The organism is Rhizobium sp. FKY42 (assembly GCF_005222835.1).
Lineage (GTDB): Bacteria > Pseudomonadota > Alphaproteobacteria > Rhizobiales > Rhizobiaceae > Neorhizobium.
In genome coordinates, this window is the sequence record NZ_STGA01000006.1 from 70237 (window position 1) to 90478 (window position 20242).

Annotated in this window: 18 protein-coding genes and 1 tRNA gene; 6 read left to right on the forward strand and 13 right to left on the reverse strand. The window is 58.5% G+C overall.

The features are described 5' to 3' along the window. Position 1: 1 nt before the first annotated feature. Positions 2-1171 carry a GTP-binding protein gene (locus E8M78_RS03585; protein WP_137133748.1) on the reverse strand — a complete coding sequence of 390 codons (1170 nt, stop codon included), beginning with the start codon at positions 1169-1171 and terminating at the stop codon, positions 2-4. Positions 1172-1194: 23 nt separating this feature from the next. Further along, positions 1195-2256 (reverse strand): D-alanyl-D-alanine carboxypeptidase family protein, encoded by a 1062-nt coding sequence (locus E8M78_RS03590; RefSeq protein WP_137133843.1) that lies wholly within the window; start codon positions 2254-2256, stop codon positions 1195-1197. Between the two features lie 202 nt (positions 2257-2458). Between E8M78_RS03590 and E8M78_RS03595 the strand changes: the two genes are divergently transcribed. Then, entirely contained in the window at positions 2459-3622 is a 1164-nt protein-coding gene (locus tag E8M78_RS03595) for a M20 aminoacylase family protein (protein ID WP_137133749.1), read from the forward strand. Between the two features lie 64 nt (positions 3623-3686). Next, a tRNA-Arg gene (locus E8M78_RS03600) sits at positions 3687-3763 on the forward strand. A 60-nt stretch (positions 3764-3823) separates the two neighbouring features. Here E8M78_RS03600 and E8M78_RS03605 read toward each other — a convergent pair. From E8M78_RS03605 to E8M78_RS03615, 3 genes are all read right to left on the reverse strand, one after another. Further along, positions 3824-4456, reverse strand: coding sequence for an exopolysaccharide biosynthesis protein (locus E8M78_RS03605; RefSeq protein ID WP_170973308.1), 633 nt, complete (start codon positions 4454-4456; stop codon positions 3824-3826). 182 nt (positions 4457-4638) lie between these two features. Beyond that, positions 4639-4986: a hypothetical protein gene (locus tag E8M78_RS03610; protein ID WP_137133751.1), complete on the reverse strand. Its 348-nt coding sequence runs from the start codon at positions 4984-4986 to the stop codon at positions 4639-4641. Positions 4987-5279: 293 nt separating this feature from the next. After that, positions 5280-6503 carry an FAD-dependent oxidoreductase gene (locus tag E8M78_RS03615; RefSeq protein ID WP_137133752.1) on the reverse strand — a complete coding sequence of 408 codons (1224 nt, stop codon included), beginning with the start codon at positions 6501-6503 and terminating at the stop codon, positions 5280-5282. 138 nt (positions 6504-6641) lie between these two features. On the opposite strand from E8M78_RS03615, the gene dxr reads away from it, so the two are divergent. Beyond that, complete coding sequence (gene dxr, locus E8M78_RS03620; RefSeq protein WP_137133753.1) at positions 6642-7808, forward strand: 1-deoxy-D-xylulose-5-phosphate reductoisomerase; 1167 nt, start codon at positions 6642-6644, stop codon at positions 7806-7808. A 3-nt stretch (positions 7809-7811) separates the two neighbouring features. Here dxr and scpA read toward each other — a convergent pair whose 3' ends face one another. Further along, on the reverse strand, positions 7812-9950 hold the full coding sequence (gene scpA, locus E8M78_RS03625; RefSeq protein ID WP_137133754.1) for a methylmalonyl-CoA mutase: 2139 nt from the start codon (positions 9948-9950) through the stop codon (positions 7812-7814). A gap of 106 nt (positions 9951-10056) precedes the next feature. On the opposite strand from scpA, the gene E8M78_RS03630 reads away from it, so the two are divergent. Beyond that, positions 10057-10326 carry a type II toxin-antitoxin system ParD family antitoxin gene (locus tag E8M78_RS03630; protein WP_137133755.1) on the forward strand — a complete coding sequence of 90 codons (270 nt, stop codon included), beginning with the start codon at positions 10057-10059 and terminating at the stop codon, positions 10324-10326. Further along, complete coding sequence (locus tag E8M78_RS03635) at positions 10316-10678, forward strand: type II toxin-antitoxin system RelE/ParE family toxin (RefSeq protein ID WP_137133756.1); 363 nt, start codon at positions 10316-10318, stop codon at positions 10676-10678. The genes E8M78_RS03630 and E8M78_RS03635 overlap by 11 nt, the downstream gene beginning before the upstream one ends. A gap of 26 nt (positions 10679-10704) precedes the next feature. Here E8M78_RS03635 and E8M78_RS03640 read toward each other — a convergent pair whose 3' ends face one another. From E8M78_RS03640 to E8M78_RS03660, 5 genes are all read right to left on the reverse strand, one after another. Beyond that, positions 10705-12720, reverse strand: coding sequence for an acetyl/propionyl/methylcrotonyl-CoA carboxylase subunit alpha (locus tag E8M78_RS03640; protein WP_170973309.1), 2016 nt, complete (start codon positions 12718-12720; stop codon positions 10705-10707). 1 nt (position 12721) lies between these two features. Then, entirely contained in the window at positions 12722-13096 is a 375-nt protein-coding gene (locus E8M78_RS03645; RefSeq protein WP_137133758.1) for a hypothetical protein, read from the reverse strand. 39 nt (positions 13097-13135) lie between these two features. Next, positions 13136-13513: a hypothetical protein gene (locus E8M78_RS03650; protein ID WP_137133759.1), complete on the reverse strand. Its 378-nt coding sequence runs from the start codon at positions 13511-13513 to the stop codon at positions 13136-13138. A 68-nt stretch (positions 13514-13581) separates the two neighbouring features. Then, a complete protein-coding gene (yghU, locus tag E8M78_RS03655; RefSeq protein ID WP_137133760.1) occupies positions 13582-14475 on the reverse strand; it encodes a glutathione-dependent disulfide-bond oxidoreductase in 894 nt (297 codons plus the stop codon). A gap of 90 nt (positions 14476-14565) precedes the next feature. After that, positions 14566-16098: an acyl-CoA carboxylase subunit beta gene (locus E8M78_RS03660; RefSeq protein ID WP_137133761.1), complete on the reverse strand. Its 1533-nt coding sequence runs from the start codon at positions 16096-16098 to the stop codon at positions 14566-14568. A gap of 132 nt (positions 16099-16230) precedes the next feature. Here E8M78_RS03660 and E8M78_RS03665 point away from each other — a divergent pair, with 132 nt between their 5' ends. Further along, a complete protein-coding gene (locus tag E8M78_RS03665) occupies positions 16231-17640 on the forward strand; it encodes an XRE family transcriptional regulator (RefSeq protein ID WP_137133762.1) in 1410 nt (469 codons plus the stop codon). Between the two features lie 4 nt (positions 17641-17644). Here the strand turns inward: E8M78_RS03665 and E8M78_RS03670 are convergent, their stop codons facing one another. After that, positions 17645-18760, reverse strand: a complete 1116-nt coding sequence (locus E8M78_RS03670; protein ID WP_137133763.1) for a serine hydrolase domain-containing protein — start codon at positions 18758-18760, stop codon at positions 17645-17647. Between the two features lie 79 nt (positions 18761-18839). Next, positions 18840-20054: a 5-aminolevulinate synthase gene (gene hemA / locus E8M78_RS03675; protein WP_137133764.1), complete on the reverse strand. Its 1215-nt coding sequence runs from the start codon at positions 20052-20054 to the stop codon at positions 18840-18842. Positions 20055-20242: the final 188 nt, after the last annotated feature.

The following is a 20242-nucleotide window of genomic DNA, read 5'->3' on the forward strand; positions in this document are numbered from 1 at the left end:
TTCAGAACCGCATGCCTGGCACCGCAAGTGGATTATCCTCCAGCGCAGCGCGATCCGGCCGGTCGATCTTCGGCTGACCCGTAAAGGCTGCAAAGAGATCCTGCACGAACTCTTCCGAAAGACCCTGCGTGATCAGCACCATACGCGTGCGGCGCTCTGCCCCTTCCGGCCAGCGGGCAAGCCGCTCCGGCGGATGGAAGATGCTCTGCACCCCGTGAAGAACCAGCGGACGCTCCGGATTGTCGGAAAGCTGCACGATGGCTTTCATGCGCAGAAGTTTTTCGCCATGCGCGGAACGCAGGAGATCCACGAACATCTCGACTGCCAGAGGGTTGATCGGCTCATCATGGAGGATCGAGAAGGAGCGGATATCCGCGCCATGGCGGTTCACATCATGATGGTGATGCCCGTGGCCATGCCCGTGCTCATGAGCGTGATCACCATGATCGTGGTCGTGGTCATGCTCGTGGTGGTCATGATGCTCGTCGCCATGCTCCCGCTCCTCCTGCAGCCAGCGAGCGACATCCGGCACCTTGCTTTCGGGATCGTAGAGACCATTGACGAGGAGATTGATCGTACTTGTCACTGGCAGATCGCCATCGAGGATCTGCGCACGCGGATTGAGGTCGTTCAACCTGTGCAGGATGCCGGATGTAGTGGGCGCATCGGCCAGCGTCTTCTTATTCAGCACCAGCCTGTCGGCCACCGCCACCTGCTTGACCGCTTCCGGATGACGCAGAAGGGTCGATACGCCATGCACGGCATCCACCACGGTGATAACACCATCAAGGCTGAAGCTCTGTGCGATTACGGGATTGCCCATGACCGCCTGCATGACGGGTGCCGGGTCTGCGAGACCAGTCGTTTCGATGACCACACGGCGGATCGGCTTCAGGCGGCCAGTCTGGATCTGGTCTACCAGCGAGGCGAGCGTCTCCACCAGTTCACCGCGCACCGTGCAGCAAAGGCAGCCGTTGGACAGTTCCAGCAGCGTATCGCCCGATGATTCCACCAGGAAATTGTCGATACCGACTTCGCCGAACTCGTTGATGATCACGGCCGTATCGGAAGCAGCCGGATCCTTGAGAATACGGTTCAGCAGCGTGGATTTTCCCGCGCCCAGAAAACCGGTCAGAATGGAAACGGGAATACGTTCGCGCGGATGTGACATTGAAATATCTTTCTGAAATACGGTCACAGGCTAGCAGGACGAGGTATCGGAACGGGTACGCTGGCAGGCTGACCTTTGGCGCCTTTTGCAGGCTTTTCTGGCTCGACGACTGGCACGACGCCTGCAAATGTGAACTGCGGCGGCCGTGTCATCTCATGCACATAGGGCGAATGAAGAACCATGCGACCGGCATCATCACGCCCTTCACTGCGTACCTTTGCCGCCTTCGGATTACAGATTTCCGCACTGATGTCCACAACCTGATCCTGATCCGGCCCGTAGGGAGCAAGCGATGCCAACGGCACGCCCTCATTGGCAGGCGCCGTCAGGCCCGCCTGCAAAAGTTCGGCGGAATCGTCAGCCCGTCCTGCAAGACTGTCGGAACCCAGCACGACCGAGATCACGCTGCGGCCATTGCGCGTGGCGGACGAGACCTGATTGAAACCCGACGCGCAGATGAAGCCTGTCTTCATCCCATCGGCACCGTCAAAACGACCAATCAGCATGTTGAAGTTCGGATATTCCTTGGCACCGGTTGTAACGCCTTCGAGCGAAAAATAGCCCTGATACTCCGGAAAATCCCGCTTCAACTGCAATGTCAGCACTGCGAGGTCGCGTGCCGTCGTATACTGACCCTGACCGGGAAGCCCGTGCGGATTGACGAAGCGGCTGGAACGCATGCCCAATTGCTGTGCCTGCGCGTTCATCATGGCAACGAACTGATCGTTGGAACCGCCAACAGTTTCCGCGACCGCGACCGCGACGTCATTGGCCGATTTCACCATCAGGATCTTCAGGGCTGCGTCCAGCGTCATGGATGACCCCGGCTTCAGAAACAGCTTGCTTGGCGGTTGGTCCGCCGCCTTCTTGCTGAAGACGACCGGCGTATCCATGGACACCTTGCCCGACTTGATCGCCTTGAAGGTGACGTAGATGGTCATCAGCTTGGTCAGCGAAGCGGGGTACCACTTGCGAAAGGCATCCTGATGCGAGATCACGCGGCCGCTGCGCACATCCACAACGATCTTGGGATTGGCGAGAGCCTGCGTGCTAATGAGGCAGGTCGAGAGAGCCAGCGACAGCATCAGGGAGAATGGCTTCGGGAAACGAAGAGGGCGAGTGGACCGGTTCGGCAAGGGATCAGACCTCGTCTGGGACTACGCGTGCGACGTCTTCGCTTGGAACGCGTGAATGAGGCCTAGCAATGGCAAAGATGATTGATTCCGTCAATTCCGCGGCGCAATATGTGCGCTTCGATACTATCATCCAAGTCCTACAGGAAGCGTAATGCCCGTTCTCAACAGAGCAGCCGAACTACAGCACGAAGTTACCGAATGGCGCCGCCATATTCATGAAAATCCTGGCATTCTTTATGAGGTCCAGGAAACCGCAGCTTTCGTGGAAGCCCAGCTTCGTGCATTCGGCGTTGACGAGATTGTGACAGGCTTGGGACGCACGGGCGTCGTGGGGATCATTCGTGGGCGGCATCCCGGCCAAGGGGTTATCGGACTGAGAGCCGATATGGATGCGCTGCCGCTGGAGGAAATTACCGGCAAACCCTATGCATCGAAACTGCCCGGGAAAATGCACGCCTGTGGTCATGACGGGCATACGGCAATGCTTCTGGGCGCGGCCAAATATCTGGCGGAGACCCGCAACTTCGCTGGCTCCGTCGCCCTCATCTTTCAGCCTGCCGAAGAAGGCGGGCGTGGCGCGCTGGCCATGGTGGAAGATGGCATGATGGAGCGTTTCGACATTCGCGAAGTCTACGGGATGCACAACATGCCGGGCATGCCGCTTGGAACCTTCGCGATCCGCAAGGGTGGCATCATGGCGGCTCCGGACAAGTTTTCGATCAAGATCACCGGCCGCGGCGGTCACGCGGCAGAGCCCCATCGCACGGCGGATCCGATTGTGATCGGATCGCAGATCGTCAATGGCCTGCAGATGATCGCGGCGCGCAATGCCAACCCCTTGCGCTCCGTCGTGGTCTCCATCACGCAGTTTCATGCCGGAACCACGCATAACATCATTCCAGAAGAGGCCTATCTCGCCGGTACGGTGCGCAGCCTCGACGAACAGGTACGTGATCTTGCCGAAAAGCGGATCCGCCAGATTGCGGAAGGTATCGCGGTCGCCAATGATGCAGTTGCCGAAGTGGACTACGAGCGCGCATGCCCTGTCACGGTCAACCATCCGGAAGAAACGGTTCATGCCGCACAGGCGGCAATTGCCATCGTGGGCGAGACGAATGTGAACACCGAAGTTGACCCAAGCATGGCAGGCGAGGACTTCGCCTTCATGCTGCAGGCTCGTCCCGGCGCCTATATCATGATTGGCAATGGCGACACGGCAGCACTTCACAACCCTGCCTACGACTTTAACGACGAAGCAATTGCCTACGGAATTTCCTACTGGGTCAAACTTACCGAACAACGCCTTGCGGCATAAGCGCCTGTGCAGCCTCAATCCGGGCTTGTTCCCGGGAATAGGCTGCGGTATGACGAAAGAGCGTGTCCACGTAGCTCAGCAGGATAGAGCACAGGATTCCTAATCCTGGGGTCGGAGGTTCGAATCCTCTCGTGGACGCCACTTTTCCATTGTCCATACCAGATAGATGGGTGGAATTGCCCGACGAAGTTCTGATTACGTTTAGGCTGGCGGTGGGGATACGGCGCCCCAGCTGAACCAATCACTGATCAGCCACCAGCCACCCAGGAACAGGAACGCGGTAAAGGCCAAAGCGCCCACGCCGAAGCCCCAGCCGATGAGCACCGTGGCCCCGTCCCGCTGCGCCAGACCTATGCCGATGAGAAAGATGGCAAGTCCCGGAAGCACGTTGCCGAACGGGATGGGAAGCGCGATCAGAACGGCCATGACGAACACGAACAATCCGTGCAGCCGCAAGGCACCATCACGCGACAACCAGGCTATACGGGGCCGCATCCAACTCTCCAGCCAGGCAAGTTTCGGCACCAGCCACGCCAGCATGCGCTGCAGAAGGCCTTGCGGAAGGGTGGTTCTCGCCAGCCTTTTCGGCAGCAGAAACTCACGCCCGCCAGCAACGAGTTGCAGGGAAAACACTGCAAGTGCGCTCCCGAAGATCATTCCCGCGGGGATACCCGGTGTCGGAATAATGGCCGGAATGGCGAATATCACAAGAACCACCGCTGTTGCTTGGTGGCCCAGTCGGTCCAGAAGGTCGCCCAGCGTGACATTCCGTCCGTCGAAAGCCGCGATCAGATCTGCCAGGACAACGGAAATTGGCTTGTGTCTGTCAAACAAGATCAAATTCCGTCCAGTTTGCCAGAGAAGCTGGATGCGTCAGGCCTGACACATTCGTGCGGGTACGGGGGGGCAAGCGTCTCTTCATGCCAGCGATGTAGTGTCGCTCAGGGCAATTCGCCAGAGGAGGCGGCATCCCCGTACACCTACATCTGGAAATGACAGCGCTATCACGACAGGCGTCAAGATCGGTCGTTTGCGCGTAACGCGTCCATGAAGGACATACTCTGCTGACCCAATCGAGCTTCATCCATGAATGCATCAAGGCACTCGAGAAGACGTCCACGCCGACGGGCAACCTCCAGCTCTGGCATTGGACTGCGGTTGAAGGCACCAATCCCTGTCAGAAATGCCTGTACCGCCGCGCTCAAAGACGGAAGAAGGTCAATGAGGTAGACATTCGGCTCCCGGCTGCTCAGGACAGAGCTGATATAGGAAAACAGAGCCTTGGGAATATGGGCTGCATCCTGAAAGTCACACGAAGCGACGAGTTGGCGAACCAGCGCGCCATCAAAATGATCTACGCTCATTGAAATCCCTCAGCATGGATTACGCAAATCGAAAACACATCCACGTTTGAAGCCTTTCATTGCTTCAGTTCTCGCTTCCCGCTCACCTTCACAAAAAAGGAGGCAAGACGACTCAGAGGTACCATTTTACCTCTTGGTAAAAAATTCGGAAAAATATTAGTATTACAAAAGGGGTATATGTCAATAACATACTATCGAGAGGTCTAGACGAAGTGATTCCCGTGTCGGAATAAAACATCTTCGCCACCACTACTCGTTTTATTTTAAATCAAAGCGCCCCAAGATTGTACAATTCAACGTAACGACTTTGTTCGTACGTGCTCCATTCGAAAGCCGAGCCCCATCAAGCGACCTGCCAGATGAGCCAACAATGGAAAGCGGGCAATGTTACGGATGAAGGCCGGAGGGCCTTTTTTCCGCTCTTCCTGCACCAACTCCTTGCGGCGATTGGAGCGCATCATCAACTGCAGCTTCTGGGTTGCCTTGGTCGGAAAGAGGCGTCGTTTCTCCACCGCCGCCAGATGCGCATCCTGCAACTGATGTCGCCGTAGAGGCTCAGCCAGTATATTGGCAGCAGCAACAGCATCCTGGATGGCAAGGTTCACACCCACCCCGCCGATTGGCGACATCGCGTGCGCCGCATCACCGATGGCAATTAACCCCGGCCTCCACCATTGCTTCAACCGGTCGATGCGCACCTGCAGCAGGCTGACATCCGACCAGCTTTGAATTTCATTCATGCGCTCGGCAGGCAATGGCGAGACAGCACGCACCTTGTTGCGGAAATCCTCCAGATCGCGCTGCCGGATTTCTTCAAACGTATCGCCGCGGACGATGTAACCGCATTGCCAGTAATCACCCCGATCAATGAGCACAAAGCCTTGGCGTGGCCCCGCATGCCCCATGGTTTGCGCCGGATCACCTTCTTTCTTGGATAGCTTCATCCAGACCACTTCGCTGGGACTGCCGAAACTTTCCACCTCAAGCCCTGCCTTTTCGCGCACCACGGAATGGCGGCCATCGGCGGCCACCACTAGCTCGCTTCGAAGCATGAGCGCACCTTCCGGTGTTTCGAGGCGAAGGCCCGACACCTTCCCAGCCTCTTCCAGCACATCCGTCACCTTTGCCTGCATCAGCAGCCGGAAGTTGGGATAGCGAGAGGCCTGCGCGTGCAGGAAGTTCAAAAAATCCCATTGCGGCATGAAGGCGATGAAGCGATTGCGCACGGGCAGGCGGGAGAAATCCGCCATGGTGATTGTCTTACCACCCATCTCGGCCATCAGCTTGGGCGCACGTGTATGCGGCAGCTTGAGAAATTCTTCTTCAAGACCCAGTTCGTAGATCACCTCCAGTGTAGACGGGTGGATGGTATCGCCGCGAAAATCGCGCAGGAAATCATCGTGCTTTTCGAGAACGGTCACATCGACACCGGCACGTGCCAGAAGAAGCCCCAGCATAAGGCCAGCCGGACCGCCACCTGCGATGGCGCAGGATGTGTTCAAAGCCTTTTCCACCATGCGGCATCTCCCGATTCGCCTTTACCTGTGTCATGCCATCTGGCAACGAAACGCGCGAATTTCAATGCGACTTGATAAGCTCTTGTGAGGAAGCGGGGCCGCCTGTAAACGGGCAGGCAACACAGGGTTTGAAAGCATATGACCTCCGCCAGACGCAGCATCTCCATTCTAGGCTCGACAGGCTCCATCGGCACCAGCACGCTGGATGTGCTGACACATCTGGATGACGCTGACGCCTTTGAGGTTATCGCCCTGACCGGTGCCGGAAACATCGAGCTTCTGGCCGAACAAGCCAGGACGCACCACGCGAAACTGGCCGTAACAGCGGATGAAAGCCAGTATGTGGCGCTGCGTGATCTCTTATTCGGCTCCGGCATTGAAGTGGCCGCCGGACAAACCGGTCTTCTGGAGGCAGCCAGCGCCGACGCCAGCATGGTGATGGCGGCCATTGTCGGCACAGCTGGCCTGAGCCCAACCCTTGCTGCCGCGAGGCGCGGTGCAGACATAGCCCTTGCCAACAAGGAATGCCTGGTTTCAGCGGGCGACCTGTTCATTTCTGCCGTCAAGGAGGGCGGCGGACGGCTTCTGCCTGTTGATAGCGAGCACAATGCCATCTTTCAGGTTCTGGAAGACAACCAGCGCCATGCCATCGAGCGCATCATACTGACTGCCTCCGGCGGGCCTTTCCGCACCTTCACGCGCCAACAGATGGCGGGCGTGACGGTGGAGACGGCACGCGCGCACCCCAACTGGTCCATGGGACTGAAAATTTCCATCGACAGTGCCTCCATGTTCAACAAGGCGCTGGAAATGATCGAGGCGAAGCACCTCTTCGGCCTAACGCCTGAGCAAGTGGAGGTGATTATTCACCCGCAATCGATCATACATTCCATGGTTGGCTATGCGGATGGTTCCGTACTCGCCCAGCTCGGCTACCCGGATATGCGCCATGCCATCGGCTATGCGCTCCATTATCCACGCCGTGGGAAGCTGCCGGTGGAGCGGCTGGATTTCGCGAAACTTTCCCGTCTAGATTTTGAAGCCCCCGATGAGGACCGGTTCCCGGCACTTCGGCTGGCGCGACTGGCCATGACGCGCGGCGGCGTGCAAGGTGCTGTGCTGAACGGGGCCAAGGAGATTGCGCTGGAAGCCTTCATTTCAGGAGAGCTTCCCTTCCTTGCCATGGCGGAGATCACCGAAGCGGTGATGGAAGAGCTTGGCCATCTGCCGCCAGCCGCAAGCATGGACGATGTGTTTGCAGCCGATCTGGAAGCGCGCCACCGAGCGAAGGCGAAGTTACCTTAAAGATTACGCATTACGCCGCCGCCCTTCCATCAGGTCGAGAATGGCACGCGCCGCGTCCAGCACATTGGTGCCGGGACCGAAGACGGCGGCAACGCCGCAATCCAGCAGGAACTGGTAATCCTGCCGCGGAATGACGCCGCCCAGGACAACAATCACATCCTCCGCACCCTGTGCCTTCAGCGCCTCGATCAGTTGCGGGGCGAGCGTCTTGTGACCGGCAGCAAGGGAGGACATGCCGACGACCTGCACCTTTTCCGATACGGCAAGGTTTGCCGCCTCTTCCGGCGTCTGGAACAAGGGACCCGCGATCACCTGAAAACCGATATCGCCGAAGGCAGAGGCAATGACCTTCGCGCCGCGATCATGCCCATCCTGCCCCAGCTTGGCGACCAGCATCTTTGGTTTGATGCCCGTTGCTTTAGCGAATTCCGAAAGACGCCCGGTCAGCGTCTGGTACTCCGGATCATCCGCATAGGCCGGGCCGTAGATATCGCTCACCACTTCCGGCACGGCAGAGTGATCACCGAAAACGGCGCGCATGGCATCGGAAATCTCACCGACACTCGCGCGCGCGCGGGCAGCCTCGACCGCCTTCTCCAGAAGATTGCCCTCCCCGGTTTCGGCCACCTTGGTGAGTGCGGCAAGAGCTGCCGCCACACGCTTCGGATCGCGCTGGCGACGGATCTGCTCCAACCGCTTGATCTGCGAATTGCGCACGGCGGTGTTGTCAATGTCGAGAATGTCGATCGGTTCTTCGTTTTCCAGCCGGTATTTGTTGACGCCGACGATGATTTCCTCGCCGCGATCCACACGCGCCTGCCGCCGGGTTGCCGCCTCCTCGATCAGCCGTTTAGGAAGACCATCGGCAACCGCCTTGGTCATGCCACCCATGGCCTCCACCTCTTCGATCAACGCCCAGGCTTTATCCGCCAGTTCCTTCGTGAGGCTCTCGACGTAATAGGAACCAGCCAGCGGATCGACCACCTTGGTCACACCCGTTTCATGCTGAAGGATCAGCTGCGTGTTGCGGGCAATGCGCGCCGAGAATTCCGTCGGAAGCGCAATCGCCTCATCCAGCGCATTGGTATGCAGGGATTGCGTGCCGCCGAGCACGGCAGACAGCGCCTCATAGGCGGTGCGGATAACGTTGTTGTAGGGGTCCTGCTCCTGAAGCGAGACACCTGAGGTCTGACAGTGGGTGCGCAGCATCAGCGAGCCCGGCTTCTTGGGCTCGAACTCTTCCATGATCCGCGACCAGAGCAGGCGGGCAGCGCGAAGCTTCGCCGCTTCCATGAAGAAGTTCATGCCGATGGCGAAGAAGAAGGACAGGCGGCCGGCAAACTCATCCACGTTCAGCCCACGCGCCAAGGCGGCCCGCACATATTCCCGCCCATCGGCCAGCGTAAACGCCAGTTCCTGCACCAGCGTCGCGCCCGCTTCCTGCATGTGATAGCCGGAAATCGAGATGGAGTTGAAGCGCGGCATTTCCTTGGCCGTATAGGCAATGATATCCGCAATGATCCGCATGGAAGGCTCCGGCGGATAGATGTAGGTGTTGCGGACCATGAACTCCTTCAGAATATCGTTCTGAATGGTGCCTGAAAGCTGATCGCGAGAAACGCCCTGCTCCTCCCCCGTCACGATGAAATTCGCAAGGATGGGGATCACCGCGCCATTCATGGTCATGGAGACGGAGATATCCTGCAACGGAATGCCGTTGAACAGGATCTTCATGTCTTCGACCGAGTCGATCGCCACACCCGCCTTGCCGACATCGCCGACGACGCGGGGGTGGTCTGAATCATAGCCGCGATGGGTGGCGAGATCGAAGGCGACGGAAACGCCCTGCTGACCGGCAGCCAACGCCTTGCGATAGAAGGCATTGCTTTCTTCCGCTGTGGAAAAGCCCGCATACTGGCGGATCGTCCAGGGGCGACCCGCATACATGGTGGCGCGCGGCCCGCGCACAAACGGCTTGAAGCCGGGCAGGCTTTCCAGATGCTCGACGCCTGCGAGATCCTCCGCCGTATAGAGCGGCTTCACCGGAATGCCCTCCGGCGTGTTCCACACCAGCCTGTCCGGGGATGCTTTCAGTTCCTTCTCGGCCAGCGCCTGCCAGTCGGCGACGGTTTTCTTGCTCATCGGGCTGATCCTCCGGGGGCTGCTGCCATGATCGGCGCGGCATTCAGATTGACGAAATTGCTACTGGGTAGCATATTGGACTTACTCTTAACGGGAGCCTTGAGCCATGACCGTAAAAGCATCTGTTTCCATTTCCGACCAGCAGGACGCCTTTGCCCGCCGACTGGTAGAAGAAGGCCGCTATTCCAGCGTGAGCGCCGTAGTGCAGCAGGGGCTGGAGCTGCTGCGCGAGCAGACGGAGATGAAAGAGGCGGAGCTGGCAGCTTTGAAGGCTCTTCTTGATGAGCGCCGCAAAGGCCCCTTCCTGACAATGGAAGAGAGCCGCGTTCAGATTCAGGAGATGGTTGCGAACGTGAAGGCCTCTTATGGGCTTTAAAGTCGAACGCTCGAAACAAAGCATTCGCGATCTCGAACTGATATTTCGCCATCTGATCCAAAGTTATATTGGCTTTGGCGATCCGGTTGAGGAGGCGATTGAGCGCGCGCTGCAACGGCTTCACTCCATTGAGAGCGACATGGATGGTCTTGCGCAGACGCCTTATCAAGGAACGGTGTGGACTACCGAAAGTGGCACCGAGCTCCGTTACGTGACGAAGAAAAAAGTTGTTTTCTACTTTGAAATCAAAGCGGAAGCGCAGGTTATCAACCTGCTTGCCGTCTTCTTCGGCGGACAGGATCACCGACGTCATATGCTGGAGCGGCTGAGCAAGCAGACGACAAACGCCTGATTGCTTGGAAGCTCCTGCACTCCACATCACTCGAACTCCATGATAAGCTCATCCACTGCGAGGCTCTGGCCCGCACTCGCAGCAACGCGCTTCACCACGCCCTTCCGCTCTGCCTTCAGTACGTTCTCCATCTTCATGGCCTCGACGGTGGCGAGGGTCTGACCGGCTTCCACCGTATCACCCACCTTCACCGCCACGCCGGTAATGACACCCGGCATGGGGCAGAGCAGCATCTTGGATGTATCCGGCGGCAGCTTGACCGGCATCAGCTTTGCCAATTCCGCCACACGCGGCGAGCGAACCCGCGCCAACACATCCATGCCGTTGGCGCGCAGGCGAATGGCGGAACCGACGAGATCCACCTTCACACCCAGCTCTTCACCGTTCAAAAGAAAATGCGCGTGTGTTTGCCCCGGATGCCATGAACCGGCGACCGTGATGCTTTCGCCAGAATCATTGAAGACAACCACATTGGCATCCGCACCGCCGGAAAGCGAAACGGCATGGCTGACATCACCCAGCTTCACCACCCAATGCTTGCCGACCTTGCGAGTATGGTTGCCGATAGTACCGGAAATCTGCGTCGCGCGGCTCTGCACATGAGCATTGATGACGGCGGCAATGGCGGCCAGCTTCTGGGAGGCAGCAGCATCCGGTGTGACTCCGGTAAAGCCATCGGGAAATTCTTCCGCGATATAGGCTGTCGTTAGCCTGCCGGAGCGGAAACGCTCCTGCCCCATGACAGCCGAGAGAAAGGGCAGGTTGTGACCAATGCCTTCCACCTCGAAATCATTGAGCGCCGCTGCCATGGCATCGATTGCCACCTCGCGCGTCTCACCCCAGGTGCAGAGCTTGGCGATCATGGGATCGTAATACATGGAGATCTCGCCGCCCTCATAGACGCCGGTATCGTTGCGCACCACGGTGCCATCTGGCTGCCTGCCTTCGACCGGTGGGCGGTAGCGGCTGAGACGACCAATGGAGGGCAAGAAGTTGCGTAACGGATCTTCCGCATAAAGCCGGCTTTCGATCGCCCAGCCGTTCAGCTTCACGTCGTCCTGAGCAAGCGACAGCTTTTCGCCCGAGGCAACGCGGATCATCTGCTCCACAAGATCGATGCCGGTGACGAGTTCCGTGACCGGATGCTCCACCTGCAAACGGGTGTTCATCTCGAGGAAATAGAACTTGTTGGCCTTGCCATCGACGATGAACTCCACCGTGCCTGCCGAGTGGTAACCGACAGCTTTCGCCAAAGCCACGGCCTGTTCGCCCATGGCGCGACGGGTCTCAGGGCTAAGGAAGGGCGACGGAGCCTCTTCGATCACCTTCTGGTTTCGCCGCTGGATGGAGCATTCACGCTCGCCGAGATAGAGGCAGTTGCCGTGCTTATCGCCCAGCACCTGGATTTCGATATGGCGCGGCTCGGTGACGAATTTTTCAATGAAGATACGGTCATCCCCAAACGAGCTTTTCGCCTCGTTCCTGGAGGATTGAAAGCCTTCGCGGGCTTCTGCATCGTTCCAGGCAATGCGCATGCCCTTGCCGCCGCCGCCAGCGGAAGCCTTGATCATGACGGGATAACCGATCGATGCGGAAATTTTTACCGCTTCGTCAGCATCTTCGATCAGCCCCATATGGCCGGGGACGGTGGAAACGCCCGCTTCCGCCGCAATCTTCTTGGAGGTGATCTTGTCGCCCATGGCCTGGATGGCACCGACCGGCGGGCCAATGAAGGTCACACCTTCCTTTTCCAGCGCTTGCGCAAACAGCGGGTTTTCCGACAGGAAGCCGTAGCCGGGATGCACAGCATCGGCACCCGTCTGGCGGATGGCATCCATGATCTTGTCAATCACGATATAGGACTGTGACGAAGGGGCCGGGCCGATATGCACCGCCTCATCGGCCTCGCGCACATGCAGCGCATTGGCATCGGCATCGGAATAGACGGCGACCGTTTTGATACCCATCTTCTTTGCCGTGCGTATGACGCGACAGGCGATTTCGCCTCTGTTGGCAATCAGGATCTTCTGGATCGGCATCATATCACCCCTGACCTAAGTCTTCGAAAGCACTCGGGAAATTCTTGCGAGCAGCGGCCTCATTGATCTTCAGCAGTGCCGTATAGGAGGTCGGATCGAAGCCGCGCTCTGCGGCAATCACTTCCCGCCCGAACAGACGCCCGAGCCGTTCGCCATCCAGATTGCCACGCTCGAAGGGTTCAGGCCCGAAAAACTGCCAGAGCGCCTGCAGAAACCCCGCATCTGCCAGCGCCACCGTCTGGTCCATGGTGCGATGGCGCGGCATCGCCGTCAGCTTCGTGACCTTGGAATTGGCGCGGCGCAGCGTGTACTGCCACTGCGTTCCGGGAAGCCCCAGCGGAAAACCGCGATGCTTCGGCATTTCAGGGGTCTTGGCCATCAAAAATGTTTCCCGATCCGAACAAAAGCCACCATGGCATCACACCTCAAACACGTCTTCGAAGGATTCGGGAAAATTCTGCCGCGCCACCCGCTCATTGATCTGCAACAGCGCCTCATAGGATTGCGGATCGAAATCCTTTTCCACGGCCACGATTTCGCGCCCAAACAGCAGGCTGAGGCGGGCGGCATCCAGATTGCCGCGCTCGAAGGGTTCTGCGCCAAAGTGATGCCACAGCGCATGCAGGAAGGCCGCATCGATGCGATGTTCCTTGGTGCCGGGGCGCGCTTTGCGGGGAATGGCCTTCAAAGGCGTCACACCCTTGGGATTGGCGCGACGAATGGTAAACTGAACGCCGGTACCCGGCATTCCGCCCGGAAAGCCTCGGTGTTTCGTCATTTCGGGCAGATTGGCCACAGGCAGTCTCCAGTTTAGTCTTTGTTTTCAATGGCCTGTCCCTGGACGAGGCAGGCCGATATGTGCGATCAGACGTTCAAGCCGTTGAAGTCCGATGCGTCGTGACGCTCAGGCAGGAACGTGCCCGGATCGCCCGAAGCCTTGTTGACGATGCCACCGCGCTTCACACCCGGACGGGCCGCGAGCTGCTTTGCCCAGCGCACAACATGTTCGTATTCAGCGGTTGAGAGGAACCCGCCTGCATTCGGATAGGACTGGTCAAGTGAAAGACGGCCGTACCAGGGCCAGATCGCCATATCGGCGATTGTGTACTCGCTGCCTGCCACGAACTCATTATCAGCCAGCTGACGGTTCAGCACATCCAGCTGACGCTTGGTTTCCATGGCATAGCGATCAATGGCGTATTGGATCTTGACCGGCGCATAGGTGAAGAAATGGCCGAAACCACCGCCCACGAAAGGTGCAGAACCCATCTGCCAGAACAGCCAGTTCAAGGCTTCCGCACGCCCGCGCACATCCCTTGGCAGAAAAGCGCCACACTTTTCCGCCAGATAGACAAGGATAGAGCCGGATTCGAACAGGCGCACAGGTTCGCCGCCACCAACCGGCTGATGATCCGCCAGCGCCGGGATCTTGGAATTCGGGTTCACGCTGACAAAGCCGGAGCCGAACTGGTCACCCTTGCCGATATTGATCAACCAGGCATCATATTCGGCACCCGTGTGACCGGCTTCCAGAAGCTCTTCCAGCAGGATCGTCACCTTCTGGCCGTTTGGCGTGCCCAGCGAATAGAGCTGCAGCGGATGCTTGCCGACCTTCAATTCCTGATCATGGGTGGGACCAGCAATTGGCCGGTTGGTGCTGGCGAAAGCGCCACCATTGCCCGGCTCCCAGGTCCAGACCTTTGGCAGCTCGTAGCCGGCTGGCAGGTTTTTTTCCGGCGGAAATTTGGAATCGCTCATGGAATTTCAGATCCTTGTTTCGTGAGGACGACGCCGAGGAGGAATGGCGCAGCCCCCATGATATAGGTGACGCAATGCGCGACGCGAGGCTCAAAGCGGAATCGTGTCGTGCTTTTTCCAATGTGTCGTAATCTGCTTGTTACGCAGCGAGGCAAAGGCACGCGCGATCCGCCGACGCGAGGAATGCGGCATGATGACCTCATCGATGAAGCCGCGTTCTGCTGCCACGAAGGGGTTGGCGAAACGCTCCTCATATTCCTTGGTGCGCGCCGCGATCTTTTCCGCATCGCCAAGCTCGGAACGATAGAGGATTTCCGTCGCGCCCTTGGCACCCATGACGGCGATTTCCGCCGTTGGCCAGGCATAGTTGATATCTGCGCCGATATGCTTTGAAGCCATCACGTCATAGGCACCGCCATAGGCCTTGCGCGTGATCAGCGTCACCATAGGAACGGTTGCTTCCGAATAGGCGAACAGCAGCTTTGCGCCGTGCTTGATCACGCCGCCATATTCCTGTGCCACGCCCGGCAGGAAGCCCGGCACATCCACCAGCGTCAGGATGGGGATTGAGAAGGCATCGCAGAAACGCACGAAGCGCGCCGCCTTGCGCGAAGCATCGATATCAAGGCACCCGGCCAGCACCATGGGCTGGTTGGCGACGATGCCGACCGTTTGTCCTTCGAGCCGAATGAAACCGGTGACGATGTTGCGGGCAAAAGCTTCCTGAATTTCAAAGAAATCGCCCTCATCCGCAATCGCGTAGATAAGCTCCTTCATGTCATAGGGCTTGGTAGCCGAATCCGGAATCAGGCTATCGAGCCGCATTTCCACCCGCGCCGGATCATCGAAGAAGGGGCGAATAGGCGGCTTTTCGCGGTTGTTGAGCGGCAGGAAATCGAAGAGCTGGCGCACCGCTTCCAGCGTTTCGATATCGTTCTCATAGGCCGCATCGGCCACGGAAGACTTTTTCGTATGGGTGGACGCACCGCCCAGCTCTTCCGCCGTCACAATCTCGTTCGTCACCGTCTTCACCACATCCGGGCCGGTGACGAACATGTAGGACGAGTCCCGCACCATGAATATGAAGTCTGTCATGGCAGGAGAATAGACAGCACCGCCCGCGCACGGCCCCATGATGACGGAGATCTGCGGAATGACGCCGGAGGCTTCCGCATTACGACGAAACACTTCCGCATAACCAGCGAGCGAGGCCACACCTTCCTGAATGCGCGCACCGCCGGAATCATTCAGGCCGATGACGGGCGCACCGACCCGCACGGCCATATCCATGATCTTGCAGATCTTCTGCGCATGAGTTTCAGACAGGGAGCCGCCAAGAACCGTGAAATCCTGGGAGAAGACATAGACCTGACGGCCATTGATCGTACCCCAGCCGGTGACGACGCCATCACCCGCCACCTTCTGACCCTCCATGCCGAAATCGACACAGCGATGGGTGACATACATATCATATTCTTCGAAGGAGCCTTCATCGAGCAGGACTTCGATGCGCTCGCGGGCAGTCAGCTTGCCCTTGGCGTGCTGCGCGTCGATACGCTTCTGGCCGCCGCCCAGACGCGCCTCTGCCCGCCGTGCTTCCACTTCGTTCAAAACTGCGCGCAATGCTGCCTCCCTTGGAATGTGCAACTCTCTTGTATCGCGTTGACCATGCAGGCGAAACATGGATTTTGGTTGAAGAGGTGGCAATGTATAATCTATAAATATGCAAACTGCATTTTGCGAAGTTGCAAACTCATGGCTATTGGCAAGCTTTACATCGGTCGAAAAGTGAGGGACGTGCGGGAGGCGGCCCGCGCCACCCAAAGCCAATTCGCAGAGCGCCTTGGTATTTCAACCAGTTATCTCAACCAGATCGAAAACAACCAACGCCCGGTTTCCGCCGCCGTTCTGCTGGCACTGGCGGAGAAGTTCAGCGTTAGCATTGCCGATCTCTCCTCCGGCGAAGGCGATAGGCTTCTCTCCGCCCTCTCCGAAGCCCTCTCCGATCCACTGTTTGAAGGCTATACTGGCAGCCTTCAGGATCTGAAGCTGGTGACGCAGAATGCGCCGGCCATTGCCCATGCGCTGATTGCCGCGCATCAGGCCTATCGCCGTTCCAGCGAACAACTGGCCAGCATGGACGATCGGCTGGGCCGGGCAGCGCTCAGTGAAACCACCTCTTACGACGAGGTGCGCGATTACTTTCATTTTGTCGACAACTATATTCACGAACTGGATGTGATGGCCGAACGGCTGGCAGAGGAGATCGGCCTTGGCGGCGGTGACAATCATGCCGCACTTCAGCATTTCCTTCTCAGTCGATTTGGTGTGCGCGTGGAGCGGACCGCCCTGAAGGACGAACTCATCCGCAGCTTCGATCCAGCCTCCCGTCGTCTCTCGCTGAACGCCTATGCCACGCCTGCTACCCGCGATTTTCAAATGGCGCTGCAGATCGCCCAGCTATTTGCCGCCGACCCCATTGACCGCATCGCCCGCGAGGCCGGTTTTCGCACAGCCGAAGCGGTGGAAATCTGTCGTATCGGGCTGCAGAACTATTTCGCCGGAGCCCTGCTCCTGCCCTACGAAAGCTTTTTGAGACGCGCCCGTGAACTCCGTCACGATCTGGACCTTCTCGCCGCCCAGTTCGGTGCCAGTCTGGAACAGATCTGTCACCGGTTGAGCACGCTGCAAAGACCGGGGCAGAAGGGCATCCCGATCTTCTTCGCGCGGGTGGATCGTGCCGGAAACATCACCAAGCGTCACAGCGCAGCGAAACTTCAGTTCGCCCGGTTCGGAGCCGCCTGCCCGCTCTGGAATGTGCATCAGGCTTTCGAAATGCCGGGGCGGATCATCCGGCAACTGGCAGAGACTCCGGATGGCGTGCGCTACCTCTGTCTCGCCACCCAGATCACCAAGGGAAGCGGGGGCTTCCGCGCGGTGCAGCCACGCTATGCGCTGGCGCTCGGCTGCGAGATTTCCTATGCAGACAGCTTCGTCTATGCAGATGATCTCGACCTCGACACCCGCGCCGCCTTCGAGCCGATTGGCATATCCTGCCGGATCTGCGAACGGCACACCTGCCCGCAACGCGCGGTGCCGCCGCTGAAAAGCAGGCTGGCGGTGGATCACGATAACCGTTCCATCGTGCCTTACCGGATTTTGTGAAGCGTCAGAGACTTTTGCAGACGGCTGCGCGCAACATTTCCACATAGGGACCATTACAGCCTTCCAGCGCATTGTTGGTAAGGCTGACGACCGTCATGCCCTGCTCCGGCAAGATGAACCATGTGTTGCCGTAAACGCCGCCCCACTGGATGGCACCCTTTGGCAGCGCCGTTCCGGCCGCCAGAGAATCGGTGATAATTGCGCCGAAATAGCCAAACCGCTGACCCGGATTGCCAGCCACCTGACCAATCTGATTGGAGAGACCGGCTTCGGCCAGATACGCTGAGAAGATGGGATCGCCACCGGTGCGGATTGTTTCCAGAAGCCGCATCACATCACGCGCGGTTCCCGCCATACCCGCCCCGCCCGACTGGAACGCCTGGGCGTTGAAAATGCGCGAGGGTGAGAATACGCCGTCGAACCTTTCGCTTCTTGAATGCCAAGGGTCCGGCATGCGGATCGGGCCATCGGTTGAATCGGCATAGGCAACGGCCAGCCGGGAGAGATCGGTAACGTGGAAACGCGCATCCCGCATCTGGAGAGGCCCGGCCACATGATGAACGACCGCATCCTCCAACGAAGCGCCATGCACCCGTTCCACCACCGCACCCAAGACATCGATCGCGGTGGAATAGGCCCACTGATCCCCTGGCCGAAACGCCAGCCTGGTGCCACTCAGCCGTGAGAAATTCTGCTCCAGCGAAAGATTGGTATTGCCAAGCCCCTGATTGACAGCACGTTCCGGTTCCAACCCTTCGAGGCTTGCATCATAAATCAGGCCAGAGGTGTGGGTGATGAGGTGGCGCACACGCAGATCAGCCAGGGTTCCATCCGGGTTGAGAGGCCGGAACCACGGCAGATAATCGGCAACAGGATCGCTCAGGCTGAGAAGGCCGCGATCCACCATGGAAAGCGTAGTGGCAGCAACGATGGGCTTCGTCACCGAGGCGTAACGGAAGATCGTATCGAGGCGAACCGGGACAGCAGCCTCCCGGTCCTGAAAGCCGACAGCCCGCTCGAAAATCGGCTCGCCATCGCGATAGATCAGCACCACGGCCCCGGTGATGCGGCCGCTGCCGGTGACCCGGTCAAGAACATCGTTGACGCGGTCCATGGACATGGGCCAGCACTCCCTGAAAAACAAAAGACGGACCATGTGTCCATGATCCGTCTTTAATTTCAAGCTGTGAAACTATGGGTCAGGCGACCGCACGGGCCAGTGCGCAACGCGACCAGAGCTGATGCAGCGCGCCAACCAGATGCTCGATGTCGGCATCGGAATGCAGCGGCGTCGGCGTGATGCGCAGGCGCTCGGTCTTGCGCGGCACGGTCGGATAGTTGATCGGCTGCACGTAGATATCCGAATGATCGAGCAGCAGATCCGAGATCCACTTGCACTTGGCCGCATCGCCCACCATGACCGGCACGATATGGCTCGGGTTCATCATGTGCGGAATGCCGCGGGCATCCAGCGAAGCGCGCAGCTTGCGCACGCGATCCTGATGGCGGGCGCGCTCGAAGGGACTGTTCTTCAGATGGCGGATGGAAGCCAGGGCCCCGGCGGCCAGAGCCGGCGGCAGCGACGTCGTGAAGATGAAACCGGAAGCGAAAGAACGGATGAAATCACACACGGCAGCCGAGCCAGTGATATAGCCACCCATGACGCCGAATGCTTTAGCGAGCGTGCCTTCGATAATCGTAACACGATCCATCAGGCCTTCGCGCTCGGCAATGCCACCGCCGCGTGGGCCATACATGCCAACGGCATGCACTTCGTCGAGATAGGTCATGGCGCCGAATTCATCGGCGAGATCACAGATGTCCTTGATCGGGGCGATATCGCCGTCCATGGAGTAGACTGATTCGAAGGCGATGAGTTTGGGGGACTTCGGGTCGGCAGCAGCCAGCTTGGCGCGCAAATCATCCAGATCGTTATGCTTCCAGATCACACGCTCGCACTTACCATAGCGAATGCCCTCGATCATCGAAGCGTGGTTCAGCGCATCCGAAAACACAATGAGGCCAGGGATCTTCTGGCCAAGCGTGCCGAGCGTGGCCCAGTTGGACATGTAACCGGAATTGAAGATCAGAGCGGCTTCCTTGCCGTGCAGATCGGCAAGTTCCTGCTCGAGCAGAACATGATAGTGGTTGGTTCCAGAAATATTCCGGGTGCCGCCAGCACCCGCGCCACAGTGATCGATCGCCTCATGCATGGCAGCGATTACAGCCGGATGCTGGCCCATGCCGAGATAATCATTGGAGCACCAGACGGTAACATCACGCTTGCCTTCCGGAGTGTGGCGCGTTGCCCGCGGAAAATTGCCACGGTGACGCTCGAGATCAGCGAACACGCGATAGCGGCCTTCCTGATGAAGACTGTCCAGTTCGCCTTTAAAAAATGCCTCGAAATCCATTCCTACACTCCAGAACCTGCACCCCGTTTTTGGGTGCAGAGGTTTGTCCCGTCAAGCCTGCAGCCGCCGATTCAAGCGCCCCTGCGTCATTTGGCCCATTATTTTGAATCATTCCAATATCAATTTATGAAAGGTCCGATAAGAAAAAATTGATTCACATCAAGCCCTCGGAAAAAGGGCGACCGAAG

What these genes read in the sequence shown, in the direction of transcription:
- E8M78_RS03635 (WP_137133756.1), top strand. Translation starts at nt 10,316, where the DNA reads ATGGGCTTTAAAGTCGAACGCTCGAAACAAAGCATTCGCGATCTCGAA.
- E8M78_RS03615 (WP_137133752.1), bottom strand. Translation starts at nt 6,503, where the DNA reads ATGGTGGAAAAGGCTTTGAACACATCCTGCGCCATCGCAGGTGGCGGT.
- E8M78_RS03645 (WP_137133758.1), bottom strand. Translation starts at nt 13,096, where the DNA reads ATGGCCAAGACCCCTGAAATGCCGAAGCATCGCGGTTTTCCGCTGGGG.
- E8M78_RS03640 (WP_170973309.1), bottom strand. Translation starts at nt 12,720, where the DNA reads ATGATGCCGATCCAGAAGATCCTGATTGCCAACAGAGGCGAAATCGCC.
- E8M78_RS03670 (WP_137133763.1), bottom strand. Translation starts at nt 18,760, where the DNA reads ATGTCCATGGACCGCGTCAACGATGTTCTTGACCGGGTCACCGGCAGC.
- E8M78_RS03630 (WP_137133755.1), top strand. Translation starts at nt 10,057, where the DNA reads ATGACCGTAAAAGCATCTGTTTCCATTTCCGACCAGCAGGACGCCTTT.
- E8M78_RS03590 (WP_137133843.1), bottom strand. Translation starts at nt 2,256, where the DNA reads ATGCTGTCGCTGGCTCTCTCGACCTGCCTCATTAGCACGCAGGCTCTC.
- E8M78_RS03610 (WP_137133751.1), bottom strand. Translation starts at nt 4,986, where the DNA reads ATGAGCGTAGATCATTTTGATGGCGCGCTGGTTCGCCAACTCGTCGCT.
- E8M78_RS03665 (WP_137133762.1), top strand. Translation starts at nt 16,231, where the DNA reads ATGGCTATTGGCAAGCTTTACATCGGTCGAAAAGTGAGGGACGTGCGG.
- E8M78_RS03585 (WP_137133748.1), bottom strand. Translation starts at nt 1,171, where the DNA reads ATGTCACATCCGCGCGAACGTATTCCCGTTTCCATTCTGACCGGTTTT.
- hemA (WP_137133764.1), bottom strand. Translation starts at nt 20,054, where the DNA reads ATGGATTTCGAGGCATTTTTTAAAGGCGAACTGGACAGTCTTCATCAG.
- yghU (WP_137133760.1), bottom strand. Translation starts at nt 14,475, where the DNA reads ATGAGCGATTCCAAATTTCCGCCGGAAAAAAACCTGCCAGCCGGCTAC.
- dxr (WP_137133753.1), top strand. Translation starts at nt 6,642, where the DNA reads ATGACCTCCGCCAGACGCAGCATCTCCATTCTAGGCTCGACAGGCTCC.
- scpA (WP_137133754.1), bottom strand. Translation starts at nt 9,950, where the DNA reads ATGAGCAAGAAAACCGTCGCCGACTGGCAGGCGCTGGCCGAGAAGGAA.
- E8M78_RS03595 (WP_137133749.1), top strand. Translation starts at nt 2,459, where the DNA reads ATGCCCGTTCTCAACAGAGCAGCCGAACTACAGCACGAAGTTACCGAA.